The sequence below is a fragment of the Xanthomonas sp. BRIP62411 genome (genome assembly GCF_003993525.1).
Taxonomy (GTDB): domain Bacteria; phylum Pseudomonadota; class Gammaproteobacteria; order Xanthomonadales; family Xanthomonadaceae; genus Xanthomonas; species Xanthomonas euroxanthea.
In genome coordinates, this window is the sequence record NZ_QEZI01000014.1 from 86,764 (window position 1) to 112,348 (window position 25,585).

At 60.5% G+C, this 25,585-nt stretch carries 22 protein-coding genes; 16 read left to right on the forward strand and 6 right to left on the reverse strand.

The window, feature by feature from the left end:
* Positions 1-140 precede the first annotated feature (140 nt).
* The 12 genes from EO139_RS12470 (at position 141) to EO139_RS12525 (ending at position 14,728) form a co-directional block, all read left to right on the forward strand.
* Positions 141-359 (forward strand): YdcH family protein, encoded by a 219-nt coding sequence (locus EO139_RS12470; RefSeq protein ID WP_002814034.1) that lies wholly within the window; start codon positions 141-143, stop codon positions 357-359.
* Positions 360-639: 280 nt separating this feature from the next.
* Positions 640-2,010 (forward strand): pyridoxal-phosphate dependent enzyme, encoded by a 1,371-nt coding sequence (locus EO139_RS12475; RefSeq protein WP_104583283.1) that lies wholly within the window; start codon positions 640-642, stop codon positions 2,008-2,010.
* A gap of 101 nt (positions 2,011-2,111) precedes the next feature.
* The gene (locus tag EO139_RS12480; protein WP_126970885.1) at positions 2,112-3,311 is read left to right on the forward strand and encodes a cystathionine gamma-synthase; all 1,200 of its coding nucleotides are present in this window, start codon (positions 2,112-2,114) and stop codon (positions 3,309-3,311) included.
* A gap of 92 nt (positions 3,312-3,403) precedes the next feature.
* The gene (locus EO139_RS12485; RefSeq protein ID WP_241235955.1) at positions 3,404-4,687 is read left to right on the forward strand and encodes a glycosyltransferase family 4 protein; all 1,284 of its coding nucleotides are present in this window, start codon (positions 3,404-3,406) and stop codon (positions 4,685-4,687) included.
* Positions 4,688-4,779: 92 nt separating this feature from the next.
* Positions 4,780-5,565 carry an ABC transporter permease gene (locus EO139_RS12490; protein ID WP_042827951.1) on the forward strand — a complete coding sequence of 262 codons (786 nt, stop codon included), beginning with the start codon at positions 4,780-4,782 and terminating at the stop codon, positions 5,563-5,565.
* Positions 5,562-6,848, forward strand: coding sequence for an ABC transporter ATP-binding protein (locus EO139_RS12495; protein ID WP_102580569.1), 1,287 nt, complete (start codon positions 5,562-5,564; stop codon positions 6,846-6,848). Before EO139_RS12490 ends, EO139_RS12495 begins: the two co-directional genes overlap by 4 nt.
* Positions 6,849-6,887: 39 nt before the next feature.
* A complete protein-coding gene (locus tag EO139_RS12500; protein WP_241235956.1) occupies positions 6,888-9,176 on the forward strand; it encodes a methyltransferase domain-containing protein in 2,289 nt (762 codons plus the stop codon).
* Between the two features lie 49 nt (positions 9,177-9,225).
* Complete coding sequence (locus EO139_RS12505) at positions 9,226-10,287, forward strand: glycosyltransferase family 4 protein (RefSeq protein WP_102580568.1); 1,062 nt, start codon at positions 9,226-9,228, stop codon at positions 10,285-10,287.
* A 20-nt stretch (positions 10,288-10,307) separates the two neighbouring features.
* Positions 10,308-12,056 carry a glycosyltransferase gene (locus EO139_RS12510; RefSeq protein WP_126970951.1) on the forward strand — a complete coding sequence of 583 codons (1,749 nt, stop codon included), beginning with the start codon at positions 10,308-10,310 and terminating at the stop codon, positions 12,054-12,056.
* A gap of 35 nt (positions 12,057-12,091) precedes the next feature.
* Positions 12,092-12,691, forward strand: coding sequence for a glycosyltransferase (locus EO139_RS12515; RefSeq protein WP_206515039.1), 600 nt, complete (start codon positions 12,092-12,094; stop codon positions 12,689-12,691).
* A 77-nt stretch (positions 12,692-12,768) separates the two neighbouring features.
* Positions 12,769-13,803: a GDP-mannose 4,6-dehydratase gene (gene gmd / locus EO139_RS12520; RefSeq protein ID WP_012439287.1), complete on the forward strand. Its 1,035-nt coding sequence runs from the start codon at positions 12,769-12,771 to the stop codon at positions 13,801-13,803.
* On the forward strand, positions 13,787-14,728 hold the full coding sequence (locus tag EO139_RS12525) for an NAD-dependent epimerase/dehydratase family protein (protein WP_102580566.1): 942 nt from the start codon (positions 13,787-13,789) through the stop codon (positions 14,726-14,728). Before gmd ends, EO139_RS12525 begins: the two co-directional genes overlap by 17 nt.
* Before the next feature lie 898 nt (positions 14,729-15,626).
* Here EO139_RS12525 and EO139_RS12530 read toward each other — a convergent pair.
* From EO139_RS12530 to EO139_RS12555, 6 genes are all read right to left on the reverse strand, one after another.
* Positions 15,627-17,807: a hypothetical protein gene (locus tag EO139_RS12530; protein WP_126970889.1), complete on the reverse strand. Its 2,181-nt coding sequence runs from the start codon at positions 17,805-17,807 to the stop codon at positions 15,627-15,629.
* Between the two features lie 40 nt (positions 17,808-17,847).
* Positions 17,848-18,264, reverse strand: a complete 417-nt coding sequence (locus EO139_RS12535; RefSeq protein WP_164739832.1) for a GtrA family protein — start codon at positions 18,262-18,264, stop codon at positions 17,848-17,850.
* Positions 18,261-19,211 carry a glycosyltransferase family 2 protein gene (locus tag EO139_RS12540; RefSeq protein WP_102580563.1) on the reverse strand — a complete coding sequence of 317 codons (951 nt, stop codon included), beginning with the start codon at positions 19,209-19,211 and terminating at the stop codon, positions 18,261-18,263. Before EO139_RS12540 ends, EO139_RS12535 begins: the two co-directional genes overlap by 4 nt.
* Complete coding sequence (locus EO139_RS12545) at positions 19,201-19,899, reverse strand: NAD-dependent epimerase/dehydratase family protein (protein ID WP_104561987.1); 699 nt, start codon at positions 19,897-19,899, stop codon at positions 19,201-19,203. The genes EO139_RS12540 and EO139_RS12545 overlap by 11 nt, the downstream gene beginning before the upstream one ends.
* A gap of 210 nt (positions 19,900-20,109) precedes the next feature.
* Entirely contained in the window at positions 20,110-21,054 is a 945-nt protein-coding gene (locus EO139_RS12550) for an electron transfer flavoprotein subunit alpha/FixB family protein (RefSeq protein WP_126970891.1), read from the reverse strand.
* On the reverse strand, positions 21,054-21,800 hold the full coding sequence (locus tag EO139_RS12555; RefSeq protein ID WP_126970893.1) for an electron transfer flavoprotein subunit beta/FixA family protein: 747 nt from the start codon (positions 21,798-21,800) through the stop codon (positions 21,054-21,056). Before EO139_RS12555 ends, EO139_RS12550 begins: the two co-directional genes overlap by 1 nt.
* A gap of 230 nt (positions 21,801-22,030) precedes the next feature.
* On the opposite strand from EO139_RS12555, the gene rfbB reads away from it, so the two are divergent.
* The 4 genes from rfbB to rfbD all read left to right on the forward strand — a co-directional run bounded on the left by rfbB (position 22,031) and on the right by rfbD (position 25,494).
* Positions 22,031-23,086: a dTDP-glucose 4,6-dehydratase gene (rfbB, locus tag EO139_RS12560; protein WP_126970895.1), complete on the forward strand. Its 1,056-nt coding sequence runs from the start codon at positions 22,031-22,033 to the stop codon at positions 23,084-23,086.
* Positions 23,087-23,147: 61 nt separating this feature from the next.
* Positions 23,148-24,035: a glucose-1-phosphate thymidylyltransferase RfbA gene (gene rfbA, locus EO139_RS12565; protein ID WP_104583292.1), complete on the forward strand. Its 888-nt coding sequence runs from the start codon at positions 23,148-23,150 to the stop codon at positions 24,033-24,035.
* Positions 24,032-24,589: a dTDP-4-dehydrorhamnose 3,5-epimerase gene (gene rfbC, locus EO139_RS12570; RefSeq protein WP_104583293.1), complete on the forward strand. Its 558-nt coding sequence runs from the start codon at positions 24,032-24,034 to the stop codon at positions 24,587-24,589. Before rfbA ends, rfbC begins: the two co-directional genes overlap by 4 nt.
* Positions 24,586-25,494, forward strand: a complete 909-nt coding sequence (gene rfbD, locus EO139_RS12575; RefSeq protein ID WP_126970897.1) for a dTDP-4-dehydrorhamnose reductase — start codon at positions 24,586-24,588, stop codon at positions 25,492-25,494. Before rfbC ends, rfbD begins: the two co-directional genes overlap by 4 nt.
* The last annotated feature ends 91 nt before the right edge of the window (positions 25,495-25,585 follow it).

Below are 25,585 nucleotides of genomic sequence, written 5' to 3' on the forward strand. Positions count from 1 at the left end.
CAATTCGGCGGGCAGCGTGTGGGTTCCGCCAGTGCGCCTGCCATTGTGATCCGTGAGTCTTCCATCCCCAAGCAGCGCCCCGTGCCGCCCGCGGCCGGGGCGTTCTTGTTTTAAGTGTTTCAAGTGAAGGAGGTAACGCCATGTTCGAAGGGCAACCGCAGACCGAAATCGACGCATTGGTCAAGTCCGATCCCGAGTTCAAGCAGCTGTACCAACGCCACAAGCTCTTGAACAAGAAATGCATGGATGCCGAACTCGGGGTGCTCCCCATCGACGACGTGACCTTGGGCCAGATGAAGCGCGAGAAGTTGCAGGCGAAAGAGAAGCTCACCCGGATGTACGACCAGCTCACCCACTGATCCTTCCCCACCGTTAGAACAAGTTCACCGTCGCGGGCGGTGGCGGCCTCCTCGTCGGCTTGCCACCGTCCGCGTCTTTCTATGCGCAACCTGTGGGTCACGCGGCGGGCAGGATGGCGCCAACGCCCGCCCCGCGGCCGGACAGTCAGGTCATGGCAGCGCGCGTTGGGCCCGCCCGTTCACGGGCCGGCGCGATCGGTTCCAGTCTGAATGAGCATTCCCCAGCGGTTCGTCGGATAATGGGCGGCCAAGCCCCGCGCGACGCAGTGACGATATTCCGATGGCGATCCATTCCTCCGTACTCGAACTGATCGGCAACACGCCGATCGTCAAGGCACAGCACCTGGACACCGGCGTCTGCGAGCTGTTCCTCAAGCTGGAGGCGGCCAACCCCGGCGGATCGATCAAGGACCGCATCGGCCTGTCGATGATCGAAGCGGCCGAACAGCGCGGTGACCTCAGCCCTGGTGCGACCCTGGTCGAAGGCACTGCCGGCAACACCGGCCTGGGTCTGGCACTGGTCGCCCAGCAGAAGGGCTACACGCTGATCCTGGTGGTGCCGGACAAGATGAGCCGCGAGAAGATCTTCAACCTCAAGGCCATGGGCGCCCAGGTGGTGCTGACCCGTTCGGACGTGGCCAAGGGCCACCCGGAGTACTACCAGGACCTGGCCGCCAAGATCGCCGCCGAGACCCCGGGCGCCTACTTCATCAACCAGTTCGGCAACCCGGACAACCCGGCCGCGCACGAATTCGGCACCGGCCCGGAAATCCTGGCGCAGATGGACGGCAAGCTGGACGCGATCGTGTTCGGCTGCGGCAGTTCCGGCACCATGACCGGCCTGTCGCGCGCGTTCGCCACCGCATCGCCGCAGACCGAGCTGGTACTGGCCGACCCGGTCGGCTCCATCCTGACCCAGTACATCGAAGAGGGCACGGTCAGCGAGAAATCCGGCAGCTGGCTGGTCGAAGGCATCGGCGAGGACTTCCTGCCGGATATCTCCGACTTCTCGCGGGTCAAGAAGGCCTATTCGATCACCGACGCGGAAAGCTTCCACACCGCGCGCGAGTTGCTGGCCAAGGAGGGCATCCTGGGCGGCTCGTCCACCGGCACCCTGCTGGCCGCCGCGCTGAAGTACTGCCGCGAGCAGACCACGCCCAAGCGCGTGCTGGTGTTCGTCTGCGATACCGGCAACAAGTACCTGTCCAAGATGTACAACGACTACTGGATGCTGGACAACGGCTTCCTGGAGCGCCCGCAGCACGGCGACCTGCGCGACCTGATCCTGCGCCCGTACAACAAGCGCGACACCGTGGTGGTCGGGCCGAAGGACCTGTTGACCACCGCCTACCAGCGCATGAAGCTGTACGACGTCTCACAGCTGCCGGTCATCGATGACGGTGAGCTGGTCGGCATCGTCGACGAGAGCGACGTGCTGTTGCATGTGTACGGTGACGAGGCGCGCTTCCGCGACCCGATCTCCACCGCCATGGTCAGCAAGCTCGATCGCCTGGATGTCGCCTCGCCGATCGAAGCGCTGCTGCCGGTGTTCGACCGCGGCCAGGTCGCCATCGTCATGGACGGCAACCAGTTCCTCGGCCTGATCACCCGTATCGACCTGCTGAACTACCTGCGCCGCCGCGTGCAGTGATCGCAGGCAGGGTCGGGTAGCGCCGCGCGCCCGGATGAGACGCGCGGCACCGGCCATTCAGACCTGCTTGCTACAATCCGCCACTTTTTCCGGGAACCTCCATGTCCAATCGCACCCCACCCAGCCACGATGGCGAGCGCGCACTGTCGCTGGCGACGCTGGCGATCCATGGAGGGCAGTCGCCGGATCCCAGCACCGGGGCGGTGATGCCGCCGATCTATGCGACGTCCACCTATGCGCAGTCCAGCCCGGGCGAGCATCAGGGCTTTGAATACTCGCGCACCCACAACCCCACGCGCTTTGCCTATGAGCGCTGCGTCGCGTCGCTGGAAGGCGGCACGCGCGCGTTCGCGTTCGCCTCCGGCATGGCTGCCACCTCCACGGTGATGGAGCTGCTGGATGCCGGTAGCCACGTGGTGGCGATGGACGACCTGTACGGCGGCACCTTCCGCCTGTTCGAGCGCGTGCGTCGCCGCACCGCCGGCCTGGATTTCAGCTTCGTCGACCTGACCGATGCGGCCGCCTTCGAAGCCGCGATCCGCCCCGAGACCAGGATGGTGTGGATCGAGACCCCGACCAACCCGATGCTCAAGCTGGTCGACATCGCCGCCATTGCCGCGATCGCACGCAAGCACGGCCTGCTGATCGTGGTCGACAACACCTTCGCCTCGCCGATGCTGCAACGCCCGCTCAGCCTGGGCGCCGACATCGTCGTGCACTCGGCCACCAAGTACCTCAATGGCCACTCGGACATGGTCGGCGGCATCGCGGTGGTCGGCGACAACGCCGAGCTGGCCGAGCAACTGGCCTTCCTGCAGAACTCCATCGGCGGCGTGCAGGGGCCCTTCGACAGTTTCCTCGCCCTGCGCGGCCTCAAGACCCTGCCGCTGCGCATGCGCGCGCATTGCGACAACGCGCTGGCGCTTGCGCAGTGGCTGGAAACCCACCCCGCGATCGAAAAGGTGATCTACCCCGGCCTGGCCTCGCACCCGCAGCACGCCCTGGCCCAGCGCCAGATGTCCGGCTTCGGCGGCATCGTCTCGATCGTCCTCAAGGGCGGCTTCGACGCGGCCAAGCGTTTCTGCGAGAAGACCGAGCTGTTCACCCTGGCCGAATCCCTGGGCGGTGTGGAAAGCCTGGTGAACCATCCGGCTGTCATGACCCATGCCTCCATCCCGGTGGCCCGCCGCGACCAGCTCGGCATCAGCGATGCGCTGGTGCGGCTGAGCGTGGGGGTTGAGGATGTGGGGGATTTACGCGGGGATTTGGAACGTGCCCTTGAGGCGTCTCGTTCTTCATGACTGCGTCGCCGCAACGACAGGACGTGTTCGCGTATTGGCGGAGTGGGCTGGCCGGCCTTCGCCTGCAGTCGTGGGTACGCCAACAGTCCTGGTTGCAGCGTATCTATCGCATTTTCCCGCAGCGTTGGCGCGACCGCGTTTCTTCCACGCTGTCCGCCCGCTCTTTGGTTCAAACGCGGTTTCAGCGCACCGCCGCCTGGGAGCTGTGCGCGAAAGGCGCTGACGCTTGCTTGCCGATGGACGCTGATATCTCCGTCACCCGGATTCCATCGGTGGGGATCAACATTGTCGGCTATCTCCGTGGCGAATTCGGGCTGGCGGAGAGCGCAAGGATGTATGCGCGTGCGCTGATCAGCGCGCGCGTTCCCGTGTCGTTGTATGACCTGGACATGGGACTTGCGCACTCCTGGGACGACCGGAGTCTGGATGGCCTCATCGACCAGCGCATGCCGCACCAGGTCACCGTCGTCTTCGTCAACCCCGACTACCTCCAAGCCGCGTTCGAGAAGATCGGCCGTGCCCGCATGGACGGGCATTACGTCATTGCGTGCTGGTTCTGGGAACTTGAAGTGATTCCGCCAAGTTGGCTGAGTGCCATTGCGCTGGTGGACGAGATCATGGTGGCCTCACGATTCATCGAGGATGCGTTCCGCAGCGTGACCGACAAACCGATCATGCGACTTCCGCTGCCACTCTCTGACCAGCCTGATAGCGGTTTGCAGAGACAGGACTTCGGGCTGGACCCGGAAACCTTCGTCTTTCTTTTCACGTTTGATTTCCACTCCTTCGTGGCCAGGAAAAATCCCCAGGCCGTGGTCAATGCATTCAGGCATGCGTTTCCCGTCGATCGCAACGATGTGCGTCTGGTCGTGAAGTCAAGCAATGGGCATATGTACCCCGAACAGATGGCGGAACTCCTGAGCCTGGTCGCAGCTGACAAGCGGATCCTGCTGCGGGACGAGGTGATCGACAGGATGCATGTGCGCGCGCTGCAGCGATGCTGTGACGTGTATGTATCGCTGCATCGGGCCGAAGGCTTCGGGTTGGGGCTTGCCGAGTGCATGTCACTCGGTAAGCCGGTCATTGCAACGGGCTGGTCGGGCAACATGGAGTTCATGACGGACAGCAACTCCTGCCTCGTAGACTACGACCTGGTGCCGGTTGCGGGCCGATATCCGGAGTCGGATGGCGCGCGCTGGGCAGAGCCGCGCATCGCATCTGCCGCAGCTGCGATGCGTCGGCTTGCGGACGACCCGTCACAGGCGCGGCGGCTGGGCGAAGCAGCCAGGGACGATATCTGCGCAAGGCTTGCTCCCCGAAGCGTAGCGGAGCACCTGCTGGCAAGGGCTGCGAAGGTGGTCGCGTCAGCGCACTGACGGTGGCTGGTTTTGTCGACCCTGTGATGTAGCGATCTGGTTACCCCGCTTCACCAAAGTAGTGAACACTTTCAGAGGTAGCAACGTTGGACATGATCCGGTCCGTATGGGCCTTCCGATACTTCATCCTGTCGTCGATCAGGAATGACCTGCGTCTGCGCTTCCTGCGCAGCAAACTCGGTGCATTGTGGATGATCATCCACCCGCTCATGCAGGTGCTGATCTTTGCGACGATTCTTTCCGAGGTGCTGGCCGCGAAGCTGCCAGGCGTCAATAACAAGTTTGCTTACGCCCTGTATCTGATGGCCGGAACGCTTTGCTGGACCCTGTTTGCCGAATGCATTGGCAAGTGTGTTTCATTGTTCGTGGATAACGGCAATCTGATGAAGAAGCAGGCCTTCCCGCGGATATGTCTCCCACTCATTGCCGGCGGCACCGTCATGGTGAACAACCTGCTGCTGTTCCTGGCAATCATCATCGTGTTCGCGATTCTGGGGCACACCTTGGGGCCGCAGGCAGCCTGGCTGCCGCTGCTGATGCTGCTGACATTGGCTTTCGCGATGTCGATCGGATTGCTGCTCGGCGTCTTCAATGTCTTCGTGCGTGACATCGGGCAGGTCGTGCCGGTCGTTCTGCAGGCAATGTTCTGGGTGACGCCTATCGTTTACACCATCGATATCCTTCCCGCGCAGACCCAGGAACTCTTCAAGCTCAATCCGCTGTTCCCGCTTGTCAGCGCTTATCAGGGAGTACTTCTTTACGGGCGTTCCCCGGCGTGGATCGAGCTTGTCCCGCTCATGCTGGCGACCCTCGTCCTGTGTGTCCTGTCGTTGGTCGTTTTTCGCCGCGCGAGTGCCGAAATGGTGGATGCCCTATGAGCCCTGTGTTGATGGTTGAGGGGCTGGGGAAGTCCTATCGTGTCTGGGGTAGCGAGTGGCTACGCGCCGCCAGCTGGTTCGGGTTGAAGGTCAAGCCGCGAGAAGAGCACTGGGTTCTGCGGAATGTCGGGTTTTCGGTCGCTCCGGGTGAGTCGATCGGGATCATGGGGCGCAATGGCGCCGGAAAGAGCACATTGCTCAAGCTGATCACCGGTACCTCGCAACCTACCGAAGGACGCATCATCCGGCATGGCCGTATCGCCGCGATTCTCGAGCTCGGCATGGGTTTCAATCCGGACCTGAGTGGCAGGGAGAATGCCAGACATTCAGCCGGGCTGATGGGTTACACATTGGAACAAATCGACAAGGTGTTGCCCGAGATACAGGAGTTTGCCGAGATCGGAGAGTACTTCGATGAGCCGGTACGCACCTACTCAAGCGGTATGCAGGTGCGCGTCGCGTTTGCGGTGGCCACCGCATTTCGGCCCGATGTACTCATCGTCGACGAAGCATTGTCGGTGGGCGATGCGTACTTTCAGGCGAAGTGCTTCAAGCGCATCCAGTCTTACAAGGACGAGGGCATGACGCTCATCCTCGTCAGTCACGCGGTCGGAGATGTTGTCAAACACTGCGATCGTGCCATTTTGATCAAGGACGGTAGCGTGCATGCCGATGGGCCCTCGCGTGAGGTCTCCAACCTTTATCTGGACGAGTTGTTCGGCAAGAAGCCTGCATCGCTTCAGGCACAGGCCGATGATGCGCCAGGCCAGATGCACGCTGGCGATGAGGATATCTTTCATACGCGCCCTTACTACAATGCCGGTGAACATCGCTGGGGGCAGGGCGGTGCGCGAATACTCGATTATGTCGTTGTCAGCGGCGGGGAGGAGTTTCCTGCTCGCGTAGAGAGCGGTACCAGGACGGTATTTTACGTCAAGATCGCCTTCGATCAGGATTTTGACAGTGTAGTGCCCGGGTTTTTGATTAAAACCCTCGAGGGTCTATTCCTCTACGGCACCAACTCCTTCCTTTCCAGTGAGGGGCGGTCCGGGATTTCGGTAAAAGCGGGACAGGTCATCGTCTGCAAGTTCAGCATGCCTCTCGACCTCAATGAAGCGAACTATCTGGTCTCGCTCGGCATTTCCAGTGGTGACCCGCTTGTGGAATTGACGCCGCTGGATCGTCGTTACGACGCCATCGTGCTGAACGTCGCAAGAGGGATGCAATTCTGGGGGATGATGGACCTCAAGGCCGATTTCGAAATCGTAGAAGCGTTGTCATGACGGCGTCAGGATCTACCATCACATCAGAGAACATCAGTCATGACTGAAACAATGCATATTGGCGCGCGCGTGGCCGCTCTGCCTGAGAAATATCAGCCGATTTTCGGACACCCCGAGCTTTCGGAGGGAAGTTCGCGCGGCTGCGAAGACAGGTTTGTGCTGATTCGCGAATGTGCGCAAAGGCTCCAGGGAGAGCTTGGTCGCCCACTGCGGGTGCTGGATCTCGGCTGCGCCCAGGGATTTTTTTCATTGAGCCTGGCGGCCGAGGGGCATCAGGTCCACGGTGTGGATTTTCTGGATCTCAATGTCGATGTGTGCCAGGCGTTGGCCCAGGAGCACCCGACGTTCGCTGCGTCATTCGAGCACGGGACCGTGGAAGACGTTATCGCGCGGCTTGATCCAGACCAGTACGACCTTGTCCTGGGGCTGAGTGTCTTTCATCATCTGGTGCATTCCCAGGGAATTGCGCGGGTGGCGGGGTTATGCCGCAAGCTCTCCGAGGTCACCGACGCCGGGATCTTCGAGCTGGCATTGCGTGAGGAGCCGCTGTACTGGGGGCCTTCTCTGCCGCACGACCCTGCGGAGTTGTTGACCGATTATGCCTTCACCAGATTGTTGTCGAGGCAGGCAACCCATCTGTCTTCGATTTCCAGGCCGCTGTACTTCGCCAGCAGCAAGTTCTGGTACGTGGGCGAGGCTGTCGGCAGGTTCAGTTCCTGGTCGGGCGAGGCGCATGCCTATGGGCGCGGAACGCATCAGTACAGCAGGCGCTATTATTTCGGCGACAAGGTGTTCGTCAAGAAGATGACGATGGGCATCGGTGGGCGCGCCGAAATCAATTGGCAGGAATTCAATAACGAGGTCGAGTTTCTCAGAAATCCTCCTGCATCGTATCCCGTACCACGGCTGATTGCGGCCTTGGACGATGCATCGGATTTGTTCCTCGTCAGGGAGATGTCCGGCGGACGCCTGCTTTCGGAGTTGATCGACGACGGCTCGCCCTACGATCCGGACAAAGTAGTCTCCGAATTGCTTGAGCAATTGGTAATGCTCGAGCGCGCGGGTCTTTATCACAATGACGTGCGTTGCTGGAATGTTCTGATGTCGCAGGAAGGCAAGGCCATTCTGATCGACTACGGCGCCATTTCTGCCGAAGCCACCGATTGCTCCTGGCTGGGCGACTTGTTGCTGTCCTTCCTGATTACGGTCAAGGAGATCCTGCAACGTCGCATTGTTCCGGCCAGTCCCGGTCGGGAACCGGCTTTGGACTTCATGACGCTTCCTCCTCGTTATCGCAATGCCTTCATCCAGGCATTTGGGGGAGACCAGGCACGCTGGACGTTTGCAGAGCTGCAAGAGTGCCTGGCGCGCTCTGAACCGGTCGCATTGCATGCGCCCGAGTGGACATCGCTTTACAGCCACATGCAACAGGCGTTGCTGAGCTACAACACGCGCCTTGGCGCCCTCTATACGCAGAGCGAGCATGACCGTGTTGAGCTTGCGGCACGCGCATCCTTGATTGAGCGCCTGCAGGTAGGTGCTCAGCAGGCCCAGGACAAGCTTGCAACCCTTCAGCTGGAAGCAGAGACGGCCGATAACCGCTACCGCGATCTGGAAAAGGTGAGTAGCGAACTGCAGGAGTGGGCAAAAGATCTGGAAAGGCGCACTGCCGAAGCCGAGGACAGGGAGAAGCAGCTCAACAAGGGCCTGGCGGATCGGGAGGCCGAGAACGCAAGGCTCGTCTCGCAGATTTCGGTGCTGGAGTCCGAGCTGGAGGAGCGTCAACGCGTTCGTGAACTGTCGGAACTGCTTGCCGCTGACCTCAGTCGACTGGTCGAAGAGCGCGATGGCATGCAGGTCAGCATGTCGGAGATGGAGCGCGTCAACACGCAGCAGCAGTCAACCATCGACGAACTGCAGGCGAAAATTGTTTCGCTGGTTCAGCGCGTCAATAGGTCGGAGACTGCCGGCGCCGCGGACGCACGCAGGGTGAAGGAGCTGCAGCTGGATCTGTCCCATCGCTTGCAGGCCCTCGAGGACGCACGTAGCCGCATTCGTGAACTTGAGTTGGCAGTGGATATGCTGGAGGGCCAGATCGGAGAGCTTCATACGAGCCGCTCATGGCGTGTGACAGCACCTTTGAGATGGGTCACCATGAAGGTGACCAAGCGTGGCGGACCTCTCGTGGTTCATGCGCCGCAGCGGCTGGAGCGCACAGAGCCTGTGCTTGCGGAGGATGAGGTGGCAACGCCCGCCGATGTGGCCATCGACAAGCAGCTGGCAGCGCTGGATCAGTTGGGTAGCCGGATCAGGAAATCGAAGAAATAAGGACAGGGATTGCCATGTACCGGCAAGGACATCATGAAGGGGAATGTAGGTGAAAAGAGTTATTGTGCTTGGCGCGCAAGTGCCGTTTGTCAGAGGCGGCGCGGAGCTGCTTAACGAAGAGCTTGTCAAGCAAATCAATCTGTGGGGCAAGCAACGCCAGGTCGTCGCAGAGCTGGTGCAGTTGCCCTATAAGTGGTATCCAGAAACAGAAATTCTGTCTTCCATGCTCGCATGGAGGTTGTTGAATTTGAACGAAAGTAATGGTCAGAAAATCGACCTGTGCATTTGCACCAAGTATCCGACCTATGCCGCCTCGCATGCCAATAAGGCGCTTTGGCTCGTGCATCAGCATCGAGTGCTTTATGACCTGGAACGTACGCGCTTCGATCAGCCCCACCTGACCGCGAAGGATTCGGCGGTGCGTGATGCCCTGCGAGCGTCCGACCGGGAGTTGCTGGCGGAGATCGAGCCTCGATATACCATTTCTCAGACGGTTACCGACCGTCTGCAGCAGTACAGCGGTCTGGGCTCTGAGGTTCTCTATCCGCCGTCGAAGCTGGCGCCATTCATCACCTCGGGAGACTATGGCGACTACGTGCTGTGTATCGGTCGTCTTGAGGTGATGAAGCGTCCCGACCTGCTGATCCGGGCCGCGAAGCATGTCCCCCATGCCAAGGTGGTCATCGCCGGAACCGGTGCCAGCGAGTATGCCCACTCCCTGGCACCGCTGATCCGCGAGCTGGGCCTGACGGATCGCGTCGAGCTTGCAGGTTTCGTGGAAGACGAGAAGCTGCTCGAGCTGATTGCCAACTGCCGTGCGGTCTTCTACTCGCCGGTGGATGAGGACTATGGTTTTGCGACGCTGGAAAGCTTCGCCGCCTACAAGCCGGTCATTACGGTTGACGATAGCGGTGAGGTGGGCAGGATCGTCGAGTCCACCGGCAGCGGTTGGGTCACAAGTCCTACACCAGAGGCGATCGCTGAGAGCCTGCTCGATTGTTATGCGAAAGGACCGGCGCAACTTCGTGCATTGGCTGAGGCTGGTCAGCACATGAGTACCTCCATTACCTGGGATCGCGTGATAAGCAATCTGGTGGAGAGCCGGCTTTGAGTACGCCGTTTCGCATCGCGATGGTCGGGCCGCATCCTCCGGAGCGCTCAGGCATTGCAGAGTACACGGCAGGTCTGTCGAACCTGCTGCGAGATCAAGGGCTGCAGGTCGATGCGATTGCACATGCCGATCTTGTTCGCCTCGGGATGAACAACACCGTCCACAGACTGCTTGGAGCGGATGCGATCGTTTACCAGATGGGTAACCATCCAGCGTTCCATGGATGGATGCTTCCGTTGATGGCAGCAGCGCCGGGAATCGTGCATCTGCATGACCTTGTATTGCATCATATGGCCGCTGGCGTTCTGAATGAAGAAGGCCGCCTTCTCAACGGCGACTATTTCAATCTTCTGGAAAAGTGGTATTCCAGCACCGATGTAAGGAGCGCCAAACTAGCGCTTCGTAGCGGATCGCCCGTCTGGAATCGGGAAGATGTGGTGCGTTTTCCGCTGCATCAAGTGGCCACCAAACTGGCCACTGAGGTAGTGGTGCACTCACGCTATGCAGCCGATCAGATCGGCAAGGACTTTCCCTGGCTCCCCGTGACGGTGGTGCCGCAGTTGTACCCGACGGTCGCTCAGCATCGCATTCGTGACAATCTGCGCACCATCGCGTTGCTGGGCGGTGGGCATACGAATCGTCGCTTCGATTGGATTGTGCAGGCGCTGTCGGAGATCGACTCCGAACTGAATGGGCCGATCACGTTGGAAATCGCTGGTCAGGTAGAAGCAGCCGTACTCGATCAGCTGGAGAGTATTGCAGACCTGCGTAACGTGCAGCTGATCAATCATGGCCATCTAGACGACGATCAGTTCAGTAAGGTATTTGAGCGTGCGGATTTGATGATTGCCCTGCGCCAGCCAACGATGGGCGAGGCGTCGGCTGTCGTATGCAAAGCGATGCAGGCGGGTCTCCCCGTCATCGTATCGGATCACGGTTGGTATGCAGAGCTGCCCGCTTCGGTAAAAAAAGTCGCGCCGGATGCAGAATGCCCGGACGCTCTGGCAGCGTTGCTGCGTCAATTGACGCGCGACCCTGCAACCTATGCCGCTTGGGCCGAAGAGTGTTCCGATGCATCAAGACGGCTGGCGCTTGATCCTTATGCAGCCGCGGAAGGATATGCGCGGCTGCTGAGACGCCATCGGGTTGTTTCCGATTTCAAGGACTGTGTGGCTGATGCGGTCGCAAGCCTGAAGGTCGACATCGATTCTCCGCTTGCCGAGGAGCTGCATCGAATCGACGTGCTGAGCAGCCTGCGCGGAGATCGCTGGGTTAATCCGGCCCTGGCAGCATTGAAGGATCAGGAGCTGGATTCGCATGCGCGTGTGGTTGGGGCAACAGTGGGACCCTATCCCTACAGTGAGCCGTTACCGGAAGAGGCCTTTCAGGGGCAGGCTGCCGTTGCTGAGCAGGAGGTGCTGGTTGCCGAGCCGTCCAGCATAATCTCGTTGCGTGTCGAATTGACCAACAACAGCGAGTACTCCTGGTTCAGTCCGCTCGGTCACGCATTGCGGCCGTTCGGCATTTATCTCGGACACTTCTGGATTCATGCCGAAACACCGACGGCGGTAGCCGAACAACCTCGCCATTTTATTCACGATGCGGTCGCGCCGATGTCTTCTGCAGTTCACGATCTCACAGTCCGCGCTCCGGCAGTCGCAGGTGACTACTACCTGGAGATTGATCTAGTCCAGGAGTCGGTCTGCTGGTTCAAAAGCCGTGGCTTTTCACCGGCCCGACTTCTCATTCGAGTAGAAGCCGCTCAATAATGAGCGGCGTGCTCATCCACCACAGGTCCTTATCCATGAAAAATCGTATGAAATCTCCTGTTTCCTTCGGCTCCGTCGCCGTCCTGGCGACGGTGATTGCGTTCACCGGCTGCTCGAAGGCCCCGGAGGCAGAACAGCCAGCGAAGGCCGAACCCCAGCAGGCCGCCCAGACCACCGAAGCAGGCGGCATGTCGACTCCGTTGACGCAGGAGCAGGTTGGCGCACGCTACGCCATTGCCTCAGAGCCGGTACTGGTCAACAACGGCGAGCTGGTACGGGTTGCAGTGTCTGTCACCAATTCGGGTAAGGTCGCCATCAACTCAAAGGGCACACTGCCGGTCAATCTCGCCATCTCCCTAGTGGATGATTCCGGCAATGTCTCGAACCGGGACTTCCTGCGCGCTCCGCTTCCTGCCGAGGGCATTCCGGCGGGTGGCTCCGCTGAAGTGGTCGCAGATGTGCCCAGCCAGGCGGTGATCGGGAAAACGCTGCGATTCGGCCTCGTCCAGGAATCGGTGGCGTGGTACAGCGACTTCAAGGTGGATTCGCTCGATTATGGCCCCCTGACTTCGTGCCAGGACCAGGGCAAGGAAACGGTTTGTGGTGCGGGCGGAAAGCCTTTGGCCACGCGCTGAGACTCAATGATCATCGGAACGAGCCGCGTTCAATCCCGGCTCGATTCCGTAACTTATAAGTAACCAAGAGAGGGATGATGAAAACTGCGTTGATTACCGGCATTTCCGGCCAAGACGGTGCCTACCTGGCCCAGCTGTTGTTGGATAAGGGCTACCGCGTGTTCGGCACATACCGCCGTACCAGTTCGGTCAATTTCTGGCGGATCGAAGAGGTGGGAATTGCAAATCACCCTAATTTGCACCTGATCGAGTACGACCTGACCGACCTCGGTTCGAGTATCCGCATGCTCGAGAGCACGGGCGCCACCGAGGTTTACAACCTGGCGGCCCAAAGTTTCGTGGGCGTATCGTTCGACCAGCCGACGACGACCGCGCACATCACCGGCATCGGCCCGGTCCACCTGCTGGAAGCCATTCGGCAGGTGAACAAGGACATCCGGTTTTACCAGGCCTCGACATCGGAAATGTTCGGCAAGGTGCAGGCGGTCCCGCAGATCGAAAGCACGCCGTTCTATCCTCGCAGCCCTTATGGCGTTGCCAAGCTGTACGCGCATTGGATGACGGTCAATTACCGTGAGAGCTATGGCATCTTCGGCTCCAGCGGAATTCTGTTCAATCATGAAAGCCCGCTGCGCGGCCGCGAATTTGTGACGCGCAAGATCACTGACTCGGTGGCCAAGATCAAACTTGGACGCTTGGAATGCCTGGAGCTGGGCAATCTGGATGCCAAGCGCGATTGGGGTTTTGCGCGCGAGTACGTGGAAGGGATGTGGCGCATGCTTCAGGCCGATGAGCCGGATACCTTTGTTCTGGCGACAAATCGCACTGAAACCGTCCGTGATTTTGTCAGCATGGCCTTCAAGGGGGCCGGAATCGACGTCGAATTCCGCGGCAAGGATGCAGATGAAACTGCAGTGGATGTCGCTACCGGCAAGGTGGTGATGCGCATCAATGCGAAATTCCACCGTCCTGCAGAAGTGGATCTGTTGATCGGCGATCCCGAGAAGGCAACGCGCGTCCTCGGCTGGAAGCCTGAAACCACGCTGGAGCAGCTCTGCCAGATGATGGTCGAGGCCGATCTCAAGAGGAACGCGCATGGCTTCTCGTTCTGATCTGAACGGTAAGCGGGTTCTAGTCACTGGCGCGTCCGGTTTCACCGGCCGCTATGTGGCTGATGAACTGAAAAATTTAGGCTGCGAGGTGCTGGGGCTTGGCGGCTCCGATCACTCCGCACCGGACTGGGCTAGCGGCCTGGCCTCTGTCGACCGTCATTATCAAGTCAACCTGCTCGATCAGGATGCCTTGCGTGAGGTGCTGAAGACTACCCGTCCGGACATTATCATTCACTTGGCTGCGCTTGCGTTTGTCGGTCACGGGAGTGCAGATGATTTCTACAACGTAAATTTGATTGGCACGCGTCATTTGCTGCAGGCAGTGGAAGAGGCTGAAATTTCTCTCGAGCGGCTCCTCATCGCCAGCAGTGCCAATGTTTATGGCAACTCCTCGGAAGGGCGTTTGGATGAGTCGGTTGCTCCGGCACCAACAAACGATTACGCCATCAGCAAGCTGAGCATGGAGTACGTGGTTCGGCTTTGGCAGGGTCGGCTGCCTGTCACCGTAGTCCGACCATTCAACTACACGGGTAGGGGGCAGTCGGAAAACTTCCTCATTCCCAAGATTGTCTCGCACTTTGTCCGGCGAGAGCCACGGATCGAGTTGGGAAATCTGGATGTGTCGCGTGACTTCGGTGACGTCAGGGCAGTGGCATCGGCCTATGGCAAGCTGTTGCAATCAGCCGACGCCATCGGTCGTACAGTCAATGTGTGCTCCGGAACGGCTTATTCCCTTCGGGAAGTGATCGACCTGTGCACACAGATCACTGGCCATTCGTTGGAAGTCTCTGTGAACCCGAAGTTTGTGCGTAGCAATGAAGTCAAGATGCTATGCGGCGATAATCGATTGCTGCAGGAGCTCACCGGGAGCTGGACGTCTCCGCCGTTGCGGAAAACCCTGGAATGGATGCTCGAAGAAGGCTGAGTGAAGCTCGGCCTCGCGAAATGCTGGCAGCTGGCTGGCTTCGTGATCCATCTACGCGTATGCGCACGCAGAAGTCTGAGGTGCGGTGACTGATGTGGCCAGACAACCTACGTCACGTTCGGTATGACGTGACGTAGGTTGCTTGGTAGACATGCGATCAATGGTCGATCTGAGATACATGATTCCGCGGCGCGTGCTGTCAACCACGTGCAAGGGCGCGCACCTGATACGGGTCAGGTAACGCCAGGCCTGATTGCATTTGCTGGCTTGCCCGCCCACGGCCAGCGACTGCTAGGGCGTGCGGCCCAACAGCTGCATAGACCTGAGTGAAATGCCCAGAGCGCGCGCGTCCGAAGATATTCCAAGCTCGACTGGTGAGGCTGGACGATCGAAGTGCAGTTCGACCCTGACTTCATCGCCAGCCGCCAATTTTGGCAGGGCAATAGTGATCAGTTGCGGCTCTGGGGCCGATGCTGTGAGGGTTTGGTGCTGCCAGTTGCCACCATTCACACGAATACCAACATCCATGGATTGGCGTCGTGGGGCCCAAAGGCCACCAGCCTGCATGACCAGTCGAGCGCCTGCGTCTGCCGACGTTTCCATCCGCATTAAAAGGCCTGCATCCTCGCCGACGGACCATACTCCGAAGGGTTCATCTGTTGACCAGCCATTTGTCAGAAATGGTCTCAGGTCAGCAGGACCTATTCTATCACCTGCCGAAATAACCGCGGACCTGGTTGAAGCAGCATCCAGGGAGGACTCGGTCTCTCTTGCCGTACAGCCTGGAAGTAACAGGCATAAGACGGAAGCTAGAAGTGCAGCCTTAATGTCGCGATTGATGGCAATCATTTTGAATTCCGTATGCCAGTTGTGCTGAGGCGACGCATATTTCGTTCGGTCAGTCAGTCGACTCGATCGGAGCGAATTTGATCCAATCGAATGCCATGCCGAATCCAGAAGAGTGATTGTCGACCGGAAGCAGGAAGGTGGCCCTGTTGTTGCCATCTTTCAGGAAGGACGAGGGCAATTCTCCATAAAACTCATTGGAAGTGATCCAGCGGACCGGGACCACATGGCCGTTCACTGAAATCGCGAGCTTCTCAGGGTGTATGCCGGGGGCGATGGACATGACCTTTCCCCGAACTCGATAAACCCGGCCAGTTGGTTTTAGCTGGAATTGAAGCCATGGATTCTCAACGACGGTCCACGAGAATGAAGCATGTTCCATACGTCCTTCACGTTGCCACTGGGCATCCTGCCATCCGCGTCCCGGCGCAGGCACGTCCAAATTCCACCAGCGGCCGAAATCCCACCTAAAGCCTGCCTCCCGTTCCCTGTGGCGGAACTGATCGAAAGCCAGAGGCCAGGGAGACGGCGCGAGCATGGCGCGATAGCGCCGCGAAACGGCGTCGTTGCGCAACGAAAGCTCGTCTTTACGCGCATCACTTAGCGGTACAACGCCCTCTTCGGGAATGCGCACGATCTGCGTCCTGCTCTTGTCTGCGCGATACAGAACGCTTTGCGGCGGCGACGTATAGTCTGGTCCATCAATGGCTGGGCCTGAACTGAACTCCCAGTGGTCAGGGTATTCTGCGCATCGGCCGGTGCGGCCTCTTTCATCTGCGTGTTGCCAGTCGTTCTCAGGTTGATTGCAGATCTGTACCACGTCGATCGGCTTGCCGTACAAATAGGTTAGCGCGTTCATCATGTTTTCCCGGAGCATCCACACGCTGTTGATAAGGTGGGAGCCATCGAGAATGAGAAGATCGCGGTCGTTGGCGATATCCGGCAGGCTTACAGCCACGTCCTGGAGGACTTTGCGTTCTGTATCAGAAATCTGTGAGTAGTGATGGAACTGGAACATTTGTGCCGCCATGCCCAGTACGATCAATACGGTGCCGAACACCATTGCCAGGGTTCGACGGGCTCCAGAAAACAGCATGACCAGAGCCACCGTGGCCAATGCTCCGCCTGGAGTCGCGAAGAGGAAGGTGCGTTGACTGATGCTGGTATGCGCGGGTGATGCAAGAAAGGGGAGATAGCCGACGGCGGCAAATGCCACGCCGGTAACGAGCACCCGTAGCGACCAACGCACGCCGATTTGCTTTTCCGGGGGTGGTGCGGAAAAGGGTTCGCGTATGTAGCGGAGCAGAGCCAACGCCATCAACGCAATGGCCGACAGGTACCAGAAGCTGCGGTACTCGACGAAGAGAATCCTTCCGGCGTCGATCCAACCGCCCACTACGCTTCGGCCGATGCCCGTGTAAAACATCACCAGGGCGCGCTCTTTAAGCAGGGCAATGCCACCGGCCTGGCTCTCTAACAGATGCCCTTGGTAGGTCGAGCCAGTCTTGGCAACGTAGTAGATATAGGCTAAGCAAGCCAATATGCCTATGCACCAGACCAGCGAAACATACCAGCGACGGAGGGGAAGTCTGACCGTCTCCACCAATCCGAATCGGCACCAGAGCAACAGCAGAGGCAAGATGGCGTATGCCAATGCCACTTCATAGATCAGCGTGGCAACAACCAACATTGCGGTAGACACAAGCGATACCAGGATCGCCCTGCTCTTGCCCATCAATTGACTTCCATATGCATGCACTATCCCTGTCACGCCGGCAAATGCCAGCAAGACAGACCAGTTGATATGGAAGGAGCGGAACGACAGCTGCATTGTATCTGCGGGATAAATGACCACCAGCAGCGCCAGCAACACGGCATAGAGCCGCGAGCGCAGCAGCCACCACCCCAGGATTCCGCCGCAAACACCCTTCAACACCAAGGCCAGCATCTGCAACAGATGCATGGCGAAAAAGGAGTTTGGCGATAGTTGGTACGCGATCGCATTCGGCAACAGCATGAGGGGCCGCATGCGGTGGCTGGGAAGCGGCCCGCCCTCACCAACCACGTAGAACACGCCGTGGCGAGTGAACAGGTTCAGAAGATCCCATTCCTCGATATGTCCCATCATGTTGAAGCCGAAGGGAAGCCAAAGCAGCATGACGATCGCTGTGGAGCAAGCGATGAACAACATGGTGCGCTGGGAAGCGTCGTTGCGGATTAGGGGAGTGGACATTCGATGGCTTGTTTGGTTGCAGTTGCGGCGTAGGTTGGATTTAGACGTGATCGCGACGTCGGTCCCGGTTGAACACCCAGAAATTCATCACGAGAAATACCACGACAGGCACGACGACGGCCGAGAACGCAATGCCCCACGCGTAATGCAAGTGCAGACTGTTCACAGCCACGCCCATCCCGATGATGGACAAGGCGAGGTTGAAGCTGTGCAGCAAAATGAAGCGCAAGCCTTCCGAACTCAGATGACCAGAGGACACGAACGTGAAACTGCGGTGCGCGACGAAATTGATTGGCACCAACACCAGGTAGCAGAGCGCCGTGGCCATGGTTGGCTGCATGCCAAGCTTTGATACAGCCACCCAGGTAAGCACACTGAAGGCGACGGTACTGGCGCCACCAACGATGCAAAAGCGCAGAAAGCGTGCGGCCAGGGCGCGATGGCGCTGTGATATCACTTCACGGTCTCTTGCTCTTGGCCTACGTTGAGCTGTTGGCCCTTTATGTATTGGGGACGATTGCTGACGTTGAGCAGCACGCGCCCTACGTACTCGCCCACCACGCCCAGCGCGAGTAGCTGGATGCCGCCCATGATCAATACCGCAACGATCAATGACGTCCAGCCGATGACGGTGTGCGGCCAAAGCAGCTTCTGCAGGATCAGCACGATGGCGCACAGAAAGCCGAGGCCGGAAGAGACGATTCCTGTCAGCGACGCTACCCGTAATGGTGTGATCGAGAAGCTTGTCGCCATCTGCATCCACAGTGAGATCGACTTGCGCAGGCTGTATCCAGACTTGCCGTCGCTTCGGGCGTGGTGCTCCGCTTCAATGGTGGTGATATTGCTGGTGCTCTGAACGATAAGGCCATCGACATAGACGAAGGGGCCGCCGTAGCGCAATATCTCGTCACGAACTTCGCTGATCAAGCCGCGGAATGGCGAAAGATACAGCCCGCGAGGTTTGGCGAGCAGCCACGACGCCATGCGGTCATTGAACTGGCTGCCGAGGCGCTTCCAGAGAGCGTGCCGCCGGCTTTTGAACTGCACGTAGCAAACATCGGCTCCACTTCGCAGCTCGGCCACGACGCGCCCGATGTCGGACGGCGAGTGCTGCAGATCGTCATCCATGGTTACGATGTAGCGGCCGCGTGCCACACCGAATCCAGCCATCAATGCATTGTGCTGCCCCGCGTTCTTGCGCAGGCGGACTCCCTTCAACCAGGGCCGGGAGGTGCACAGCCCTGTTATGACCTGCCAGGAGTTATCCGGGCTGCAGTCGTACACCAGTACGACTTCGAACTTGTCGGTGAGCGCAGTCAGCGACTCCTCGAGTTTCTCGACAAGCGTGGGCAGGATGGTCGCGCTGCCATAGACCGGGATGACGACGGAAATATCAGGTTGCATCGCTCGTTCCGTAGTATTTGCGAATCAGCCTGGCGATGTATCCGGGAGAAGAATCAATGCCGATGGCGGTTGCATAACGAACAAATGGCGCCGGATCAGGCATGGCACCGCCGCCACGGTCCACGAAGTCGATGCTTGCCTTCTTGCCCAGCGTGGCCTCCAGCATCGAGACCAGCTCGAGCAGGGTGACATTTTCTGGCGGAGCCAGATCCAGCACGGCATTGGTTTCGAGGCGGCGCTCCACCAGATGAAGGGTCACTCGGGCAACATCTTCTACGTCGATCAGGCAGCGCACTGCCTTGACCCAGATGCGTAGCGGCTCCGCATTGCGAATACCACTGGCAAGGTAATTGGACAGGGTGTGTGGATTGTCAGTGCGTCCCACGACTTGAGGCAGGCGCAGGATCAGATACTCGTCGCGTTCCGCAATCAGCCGTTCCATTCTCAGCTTGTGGCGGACGTAATGGGTTTCCGCGCGGTCGGGGTCTGTCACGCTGCACGTGCTGAAGTACACGAACCGGCCCCGCGCCTCGTCCAGAGCCTTGACCAGCAGACGTGCTTCCCTTTCGAATGCCGCCGGATCGGTCTCGGATGAATTGGACACCCCGGAGGCGAATACCGTGGCGTTGAGCTCAGCGAGCCTATCTGCTGCGAAGGATCTGGCCAGCAGGCCATTACCGATGATCACTTAATTACCAATTCCCATTTATCGACGTTGTCCTTATGCAGCGCTGGACAACTACAAGGCCGCCGACGCCATACGATCGTCCCGGGCCAACACTTGCTTCGGCCGCGGCGTGTCCCCGTCAGGCATGCAAGCGGCGAAGAGTGGCGCCGCCACGCTGACGGCGCAGTATACCGTCAGCCGTGGCGGCCATCGTAATCTTGAGAGTAGCCGTTAGCCCAAGGCCTGTTCCAGCTCCGGCAACAGCGTGAACAAATCCCCCACCAACCCGATATCGGCAATCTCGAAGATCGGCGACTCGGGGTCCTTGTTGATCGCCACGATCGTGCCGGCGTCCTTGATGCCGGTCAGATGCTGGATCGCCCCGCTGATGCCGATCGCCACGTACAGCTCGGGGGCGATGATCTTGCCGGTCTGGCCGACCTGCAGTTCGTTGGGCACGTAGCCGGCGTCCACGGCGGCACGCGAGGCGCCCACGGCGGCGCCGAGCTTGTCGGCCAGGCTGTAGATGTGCTGGAAGTTCTCGGCCGAGCCGACGCCGCGGCCGCCGGAGACCACGCGCTTGGCGCTCTGCAGGTCGGGGCGGTCGGAGCTGCCTGCGGCCAGCCCGATGAAGCGGGTGTGGGTCGGCAGCGCGGCATCTACGGCGACGGACTCGATCGTTGCGCTGCCACCGGCTGCCGCTTCCGGCCAGGAGGCGCTGCGCACGGTTGCCACCACGACCTGGTCGGCCGGTGCCTTCACCGTGATGATCGCATTGCCGGCGTAGATCGGGCGCTTGAAGGTGTAGGCATCTTCGACCGTCATCAGGTCCGAGACCTGGTTGACACCCAGCAGCGCGGCCACCACCGGCATCAGGTCCTTGCCGAAGGTGGTCGAGGGGCCGAACACATGGGTGTAGCCCTGGCCGGCGAGCTGGGCGATCTGCGGCCCCAGGACCTGCGCGATGGCATGTTCGTTGGCGGCGTTTGCCACCGTCAGTACGCGGGCAACACCCGCCAGCTGCGCGGCCTGGGTCGCAACCGCGGCTGGGTCGGCCGCCAGCACGACGACGTCGATGGCCTCGGCCGACACGGCCAGCGCGGCGCTCAGGGTCTTGGCGGTGGCCGCGTTGAGCTGGCCGTTGAGATGTTCGGCAACGATGAGAACCTTGGCCATTACAGCAACCCCTTCTGCTTAAGTGCGGCCACCAGTTCGGCGGCATCCTTGACCATCACCCCGCGGCTACGCTTGGACGGCGGCGCATAGTGGGTGGTGCTGAGGCTGTCGTGCGCAGCGATGCCAAGATCGGCAAATGCCAGCGTTTCCAGCGGCTTGCTCTTGGCTTTCATGATGTCCGGCAGCTTGATGAAGCGCGGCTCATTCAGGCGCAAATCGGTGGTGATCACCGCCGGCAGGTCCACTTCCAGCGTTTCCAGGCCTGCGTCCACCTCGCGGGTCACCGTGACCTTGCCATCGGCGACCACCAGCTTGCCAGCGAAGGTCGCCTGTGGGCGCCCCCACAACGTAGCGAGCATCTGACCGGTCTGGTTGGCGTCGTCGTCGATCGCCTGCTTGCCCAAGATGACCAGGTCCGGCTGTTCCTTTTCGACCAGCTTGAGCAGGGCGCGCGCGGCGGTCAGCGGCTGGATCGCCGCGTCGGTGACCACGTGGATGGCGCGGTTGGCGCCCATGGCAAGCCCGTTGCGCAGATGCGCGGCCGCATCGGCCGGCGCCAGGGTGGCGACCACCACCTCGGTGGCAATGCCGGCGTCGCGCAGGCGCAGCGCCTCTTCCAGGGCGATTTCGTCAAACGGGTTCGGCGAGAGCTTGACGCCGTCGGTGACCACACCGGAGCCATCGGGCTTGACCTGAATGCGGACGTTGTAGTCCACCACGCGCTTGTAGGCGACGAGGATTTTCATCGTGTACGAGATCCTTCAGCTGTTGCGGGAAGGCCCGGCCGCGGCGGCAGGCTCGGGAGTGGGGCCATTCTAACCGGGCAAGCAGTACCATGCGATGGCGTATGGATGCTGCGGCGCAACAGCTTCGCGCAGTGTTTGGGCAATGCTTAGGCCCGGTATTGCCCGGACCGTATATCCTGTGTGGTTTGAAAATGCGGCGCCGCGCGCGCGCGACCAGAGAGGGGTAGACAGTGGCGACTTGGCTAGTAACCGGCGGGGCCGGCTTTATCGGCGGAAATTTTGTTCTTGAGGCAGTCGCGCGCGGGGTCCGCGTGATCAATCTCGACGCGCTCACCTATGCGGGGAACCTGAACACGCTGGCGTCGCTGGAAGGCAATGCCGACCATGTCTTCGTCAAGGGCGACATCGGTGACGGCGCGCTGGTGACCCGGCTGCTGCAGGAACATCAGCCGGATGCGGTGCTGAATTTCGCTGCCGAAAGCCATGTGGATCGCTCGATCGAAGGCCCCGGCGCGTTCATCCAGACCAACGTGGTCGGCACCCTGGCCTTGCTCGAGGCCGTGCGCGATTACTGGAAAGCGCTGCCGGACGCGCGCCGCGAGGCCTTTCGGTTCCTGCATGTGTCCACCGACGAGGTCTATGGCACGCTGGGCGAGACCGGCAAGTTCACCGAAACCACGCCGTATGCACCCAATTCCCCGTATTCGGCATCCAAGGCCGCCTCGGATCACCTGGTGCGCGCGTTCCACCATACTTACGGGCTGCCGGTGCTGACCACCAACTGCTCGAACAACTACGGCCCCTACCATTTCCCGGAAAAGCTCATTCCGCTGGTGATCGCCAAGGCGCTGGCCGGCGAGCCGTTGCCGGTGTACGGCGATGGCAAGCAGGTGCGCGACTGGTTGTTCGTCAGCGACCACTGCGAGGCGATCCGCACCGTGCTGGCCAAGGGCAGGGTCGGCGAGACCTATAACGTGGGCGGCAACTCCGAGCGCCAGAACATCGAGGTCGTGCAGGCGATCTGTGCGCTGCTGGATCAGCATCGCCCGCGTGCGGACGGCAAGCCACGCGCAAGCCAGATCACCCATGTCACCGATCGCCCCGGACACGATCGTCGCTACGCGATCGATGCCTCCAAGCTGAAGAACGAGCTGGGCTGGGAGCCGGCGTATACCTTCGAGCAGGGCATCGCGCAGACGGTGGCGTGGTACCTGACCAACCAGGCCTGGGTCCAGGGCGTGCTGGATGGCAGCTACCGGCTGGAACGGATCGGCGCCGCGGCCTGACGCGACCCCCTAGCAAGCGCCCGCGCATGTCTGCGTGTGCGGGCCTCAACAGGACACCCTGATGACACAACGTAAAGGCATCATTCTGGCGGGCGGCTCCGGCACGCGCCTGTACCCGATCACCAAGGGCGTCAGCAAGCAGCTGTTGCCGGTGTACGACAAGCCGATGATCTACTACCCGCTGAGCGTGCTGATGCTCGCGGGCATCCGCGACATCCTGATCATCAACACCCCACACGAGCAGGCGCTGTTCCAGTCGCTGCTGGGCGACGGTTCCCAGTGGGGCGTCAATCTCCAGTATGCCGTGCAGCCCAGCCCTGACGGCCTGGCGCAGGCCTATCTGATCGGTCGCGAGTTCATCGACGGCAAGCCGAGCTGCCTGGTGCTGGGCGACAATATCTTCCATGGGCATGGTCTGACCGACACCTTGCGCCGCGCCGATGCGCGCGAGCAGGGTGCCACCGTCTTCGGTTACTGGGTCAACGATCCCGAACGCTACGGCGTTGCCGAATTCGATCAGCAAGGCAAGGTCATTGACATTGCCGAAAAGCCGGCAAAGCCCCGTTCCAACTACGCGGTCACCGGCCTGTATTTCTATGACGGCCAGGCCAGCGACTACGCGGCTGCATTGAAGCCCTCGCCGCGCGGCGAGCTGGAGATCACCGATCTCAATCGCTGCTATCTCGAAGCCGGCAACCTGCACCTGGAGCCACTGGGGCGCGGGTATGCATGGCTGGATACCGGGACGCACCAGTCATTGCACGAAGCGGCCAATTTCATCGAGACCATCCAGATGCGCCAGGGTCTGCAGGTGTGCTGCCCGGAGGAAATCGCATTTGGCCAGGGCTGGATCGATGCCGAGCAGCTGGAGCGCCTGGCGGCGCCGTTGTTGAAGAATGACTACGGCAAGTATCTGACTGCATTAGCCAAGCGTGGGGTCGTCCATTGAACGTGATCGAAACGACATTGCCCGGCTGCGTCGTCATCGAGCCTGCGGTCTTCGGCGATGAGCGCGGTCAGTTCTTCGAAACATGGAATGCAGAGCGCTTCGGGCAGCATGGGCTGCCGACGAGTTTTGTGCAAAGTAACGTCTCCACGTCCACTAGGGGCGTGCTGCGCGGTCTGCATTACCAGTGGCCTCGGCCACAGGGCAAGCTGGTGAGCGTGCTTGAAGGTGAGGTCTACGACGTTGCGGTGGATATCCGCGCCGGTTCTCCCCACTTCGGGCGTTGGACCGCCGTTTTACTGAGCGCAGAAAACCGACGCCAGGTCTGGATACCTGAAGGCTTTGCACATGGCTTTGCAGTGCTTTCAGAGAAGGCGTTGTTCAGTTATCTGTGCACCGACGTGTACGTCAAGGAAGCAGATGCAGGCGTGCGTTGGAACGATGCGGCGATCGGTATCGATTGGCCGATCAGCGATCCACTGCTGTCGGCCAAGGACGCCAAGGCGCCGTTCCTGGATGAGGTGCCAGCCGACCGACTGCCGGTGTATATGCCGTGACCACGTTGGTGTTTGGTGCGAACGGGCAGGTGGGTGCGGAACTGTTGCGCGCATTGGCCGCCGATGGCTCGGTGCAGGCAACGACACGCAGTGGTCAGCTGCCTGACGGCAGCGCCTGCGAGACGGCGGACTTCGACGCACCGCAAACGCTAACTGCCTTGCTGGACCGGGTTTCCCCGTCGCATGTGGTCAATGCCGCCGCCTATACCGCGGTGGATCGCGCCGAGCAGGATCGCGCCAGCGCATTGCGTGTCAATGCAACCTCGCCTGGCGTCATCGCCGCCTGGTGCGCATCCCGTGACGTACCGCTGGTGCACTACTCGACCGACTACGTCTTCGACGGTCGGGGTAACGCACCGTATCCCGAAGACGCGCCGACCTCGCCGCTGGGCGTGTATGGCGAGACCAAGCTTGCGGGTGAGCAGGCCATCCGTGCTTCCGGCGCGCAGCATCTGATCCTGCGCACCGCATGGGTGTATGCCTCGCATGGCGCGAATTTCCTGCGCACCATGTTGCGTGTGGGTGCCGAGCGCGATGAGCTGCGGGTGGTGGCCGACCAGGTCGGAACACCGACGCCCGCGGCCCTGATCGCCGATGTCACCGCGCAGTTGCTGCGCCAACGCAGACCAGGCACCTCGGGGACATGGCACCTCACGGCAGCAGGGCAGACCAGCTGGCATGGCTTTGCCGAGGCGATCTTCCAGGAGGCGGTCAGCGCAGGCCTGTTGTCGCGCGCGCCGCGTGTGGTGCCCATCACCACCGCCGACTACCCGACGCCCGCACAGCGGCCGGCATATTCGCGGCTGTCGATCGACAAACTGCAGCGCGATTTCGACATCGTGTTGCCGGACTGGCAAGTCGGCCTGCAGCGCGTGATTGCCGAAATCGCCGCTGCCAGGCACTAGATACGCGACTCTGGCCGGTGGCGATATTTCCGCCGACGCATTCAAGCCGCAAACGCAAACAGCCGGGAATCCCCGGCTGTTTGCTTATGTA

Bases quoted from the DNA above. Each gene is read 5' to 3' on its own strand.
- EO139_RS12470 (WP_002814034.1), top strand. From the start codon at position 141: ATGTTCGAAGGGCAACCGCAGACCGAAATCGACGCATTGGTCAAGTCC.
- EO139_RS12475 (WP_104583283.1), top strand. From the start codon at position 640: ATGGCGATCCATTCCTCCGTACTCGAACTGATCGGCAACACGCCGATC.
- EO139_RS12480 (WP_126970885.1), top strand. From the start codon at position 2,112: ATGTCCAATCGCACCCCACCCAGCCACGATGGCGAGCGCGCACTGTCG.
- EO139_RS12490 (WP_042827951.1), top strand. From the start codon at position 4,780: ATGATCCGGTCCGTATGGGCCTTCCGATACTTCATCCTGTCGTCGATC.
- EO139_RS12495 (WP_102580569.1), top strand. From the start codon at position 5,562: ATGAGCCCTGTGTTGATGGTTGAGGGGCTGGGGAAGTCCTATCGTGTC.
- EO139_RS12500 (WP_241235956.1), top strand. From the start codon at position 6,888: ATGACTGAAACAATGCATATTGGCGCGCGCGTGGCCGCTCTGCCTGAG.
- EO139_RS12510 (WP_126970951.1), top strand. From the start codon at position 10,308: ATGGTCGGGCCGCATCCTCCGGAGCGCTCAGGCATTGCAGAGTACACG.
- EO139_RS12515 (WP_206515039.1), top strand. From the start codon at position 12,092: ATGAAAAATCGTATGAAATCTCCTGTTTCCTTCGGCTCCGTCGCCGTC.
- gmd (WP_012439287.1), top strand. From the start codon at position 12,769: ATGAAAACTGCGTTGATTACCGGCATTTCCGGCCAAGACGGTGCCTAC.
- EO139_RS12525 (WP_102580566.1), top strand. From the start codon at position 13,787: ATGGCTTCTCGTTCTGATCTGAACGGTAAGCGGGTTCTAGTCACTGGC.
- EO139_RS12530 (WP_126970889.1), bottom strand. From the start codon at position 17,807: ATGTCCACTCCCCTAATCCGCAACGACGCTTCCCAGCGCACCATGTTG.
- EO139_RS12540 (WP_102580563.1), bottom strand. From the start codon at position 19,211: ATGCAACCTGATATTTCCGTCGTCATCCCGGTCTATGGCAGCGCGACC.
- EO139_RS12550 (WP_126970891.1), bottom strand. From the start codon at position 21,054: ATGGCCAAGGTTCTCATCGTTGCCGAACATCTCAACGGCCAGCTCAAC.
- EO139_RS12555 (WP_126970893.1), bottom strand. From the start codon at position 21,800: ATGAAAATCCTCGTCGCCTACAAGCGCGTGGTGGACTACAACGTCCGC.
- rfbA (WP_104583292.1), top strand. From the start codon at position 23,148: ATGACACAACGTAAAGGCATCATTCTGGCGGGCGGCTCCGGCACGCGC.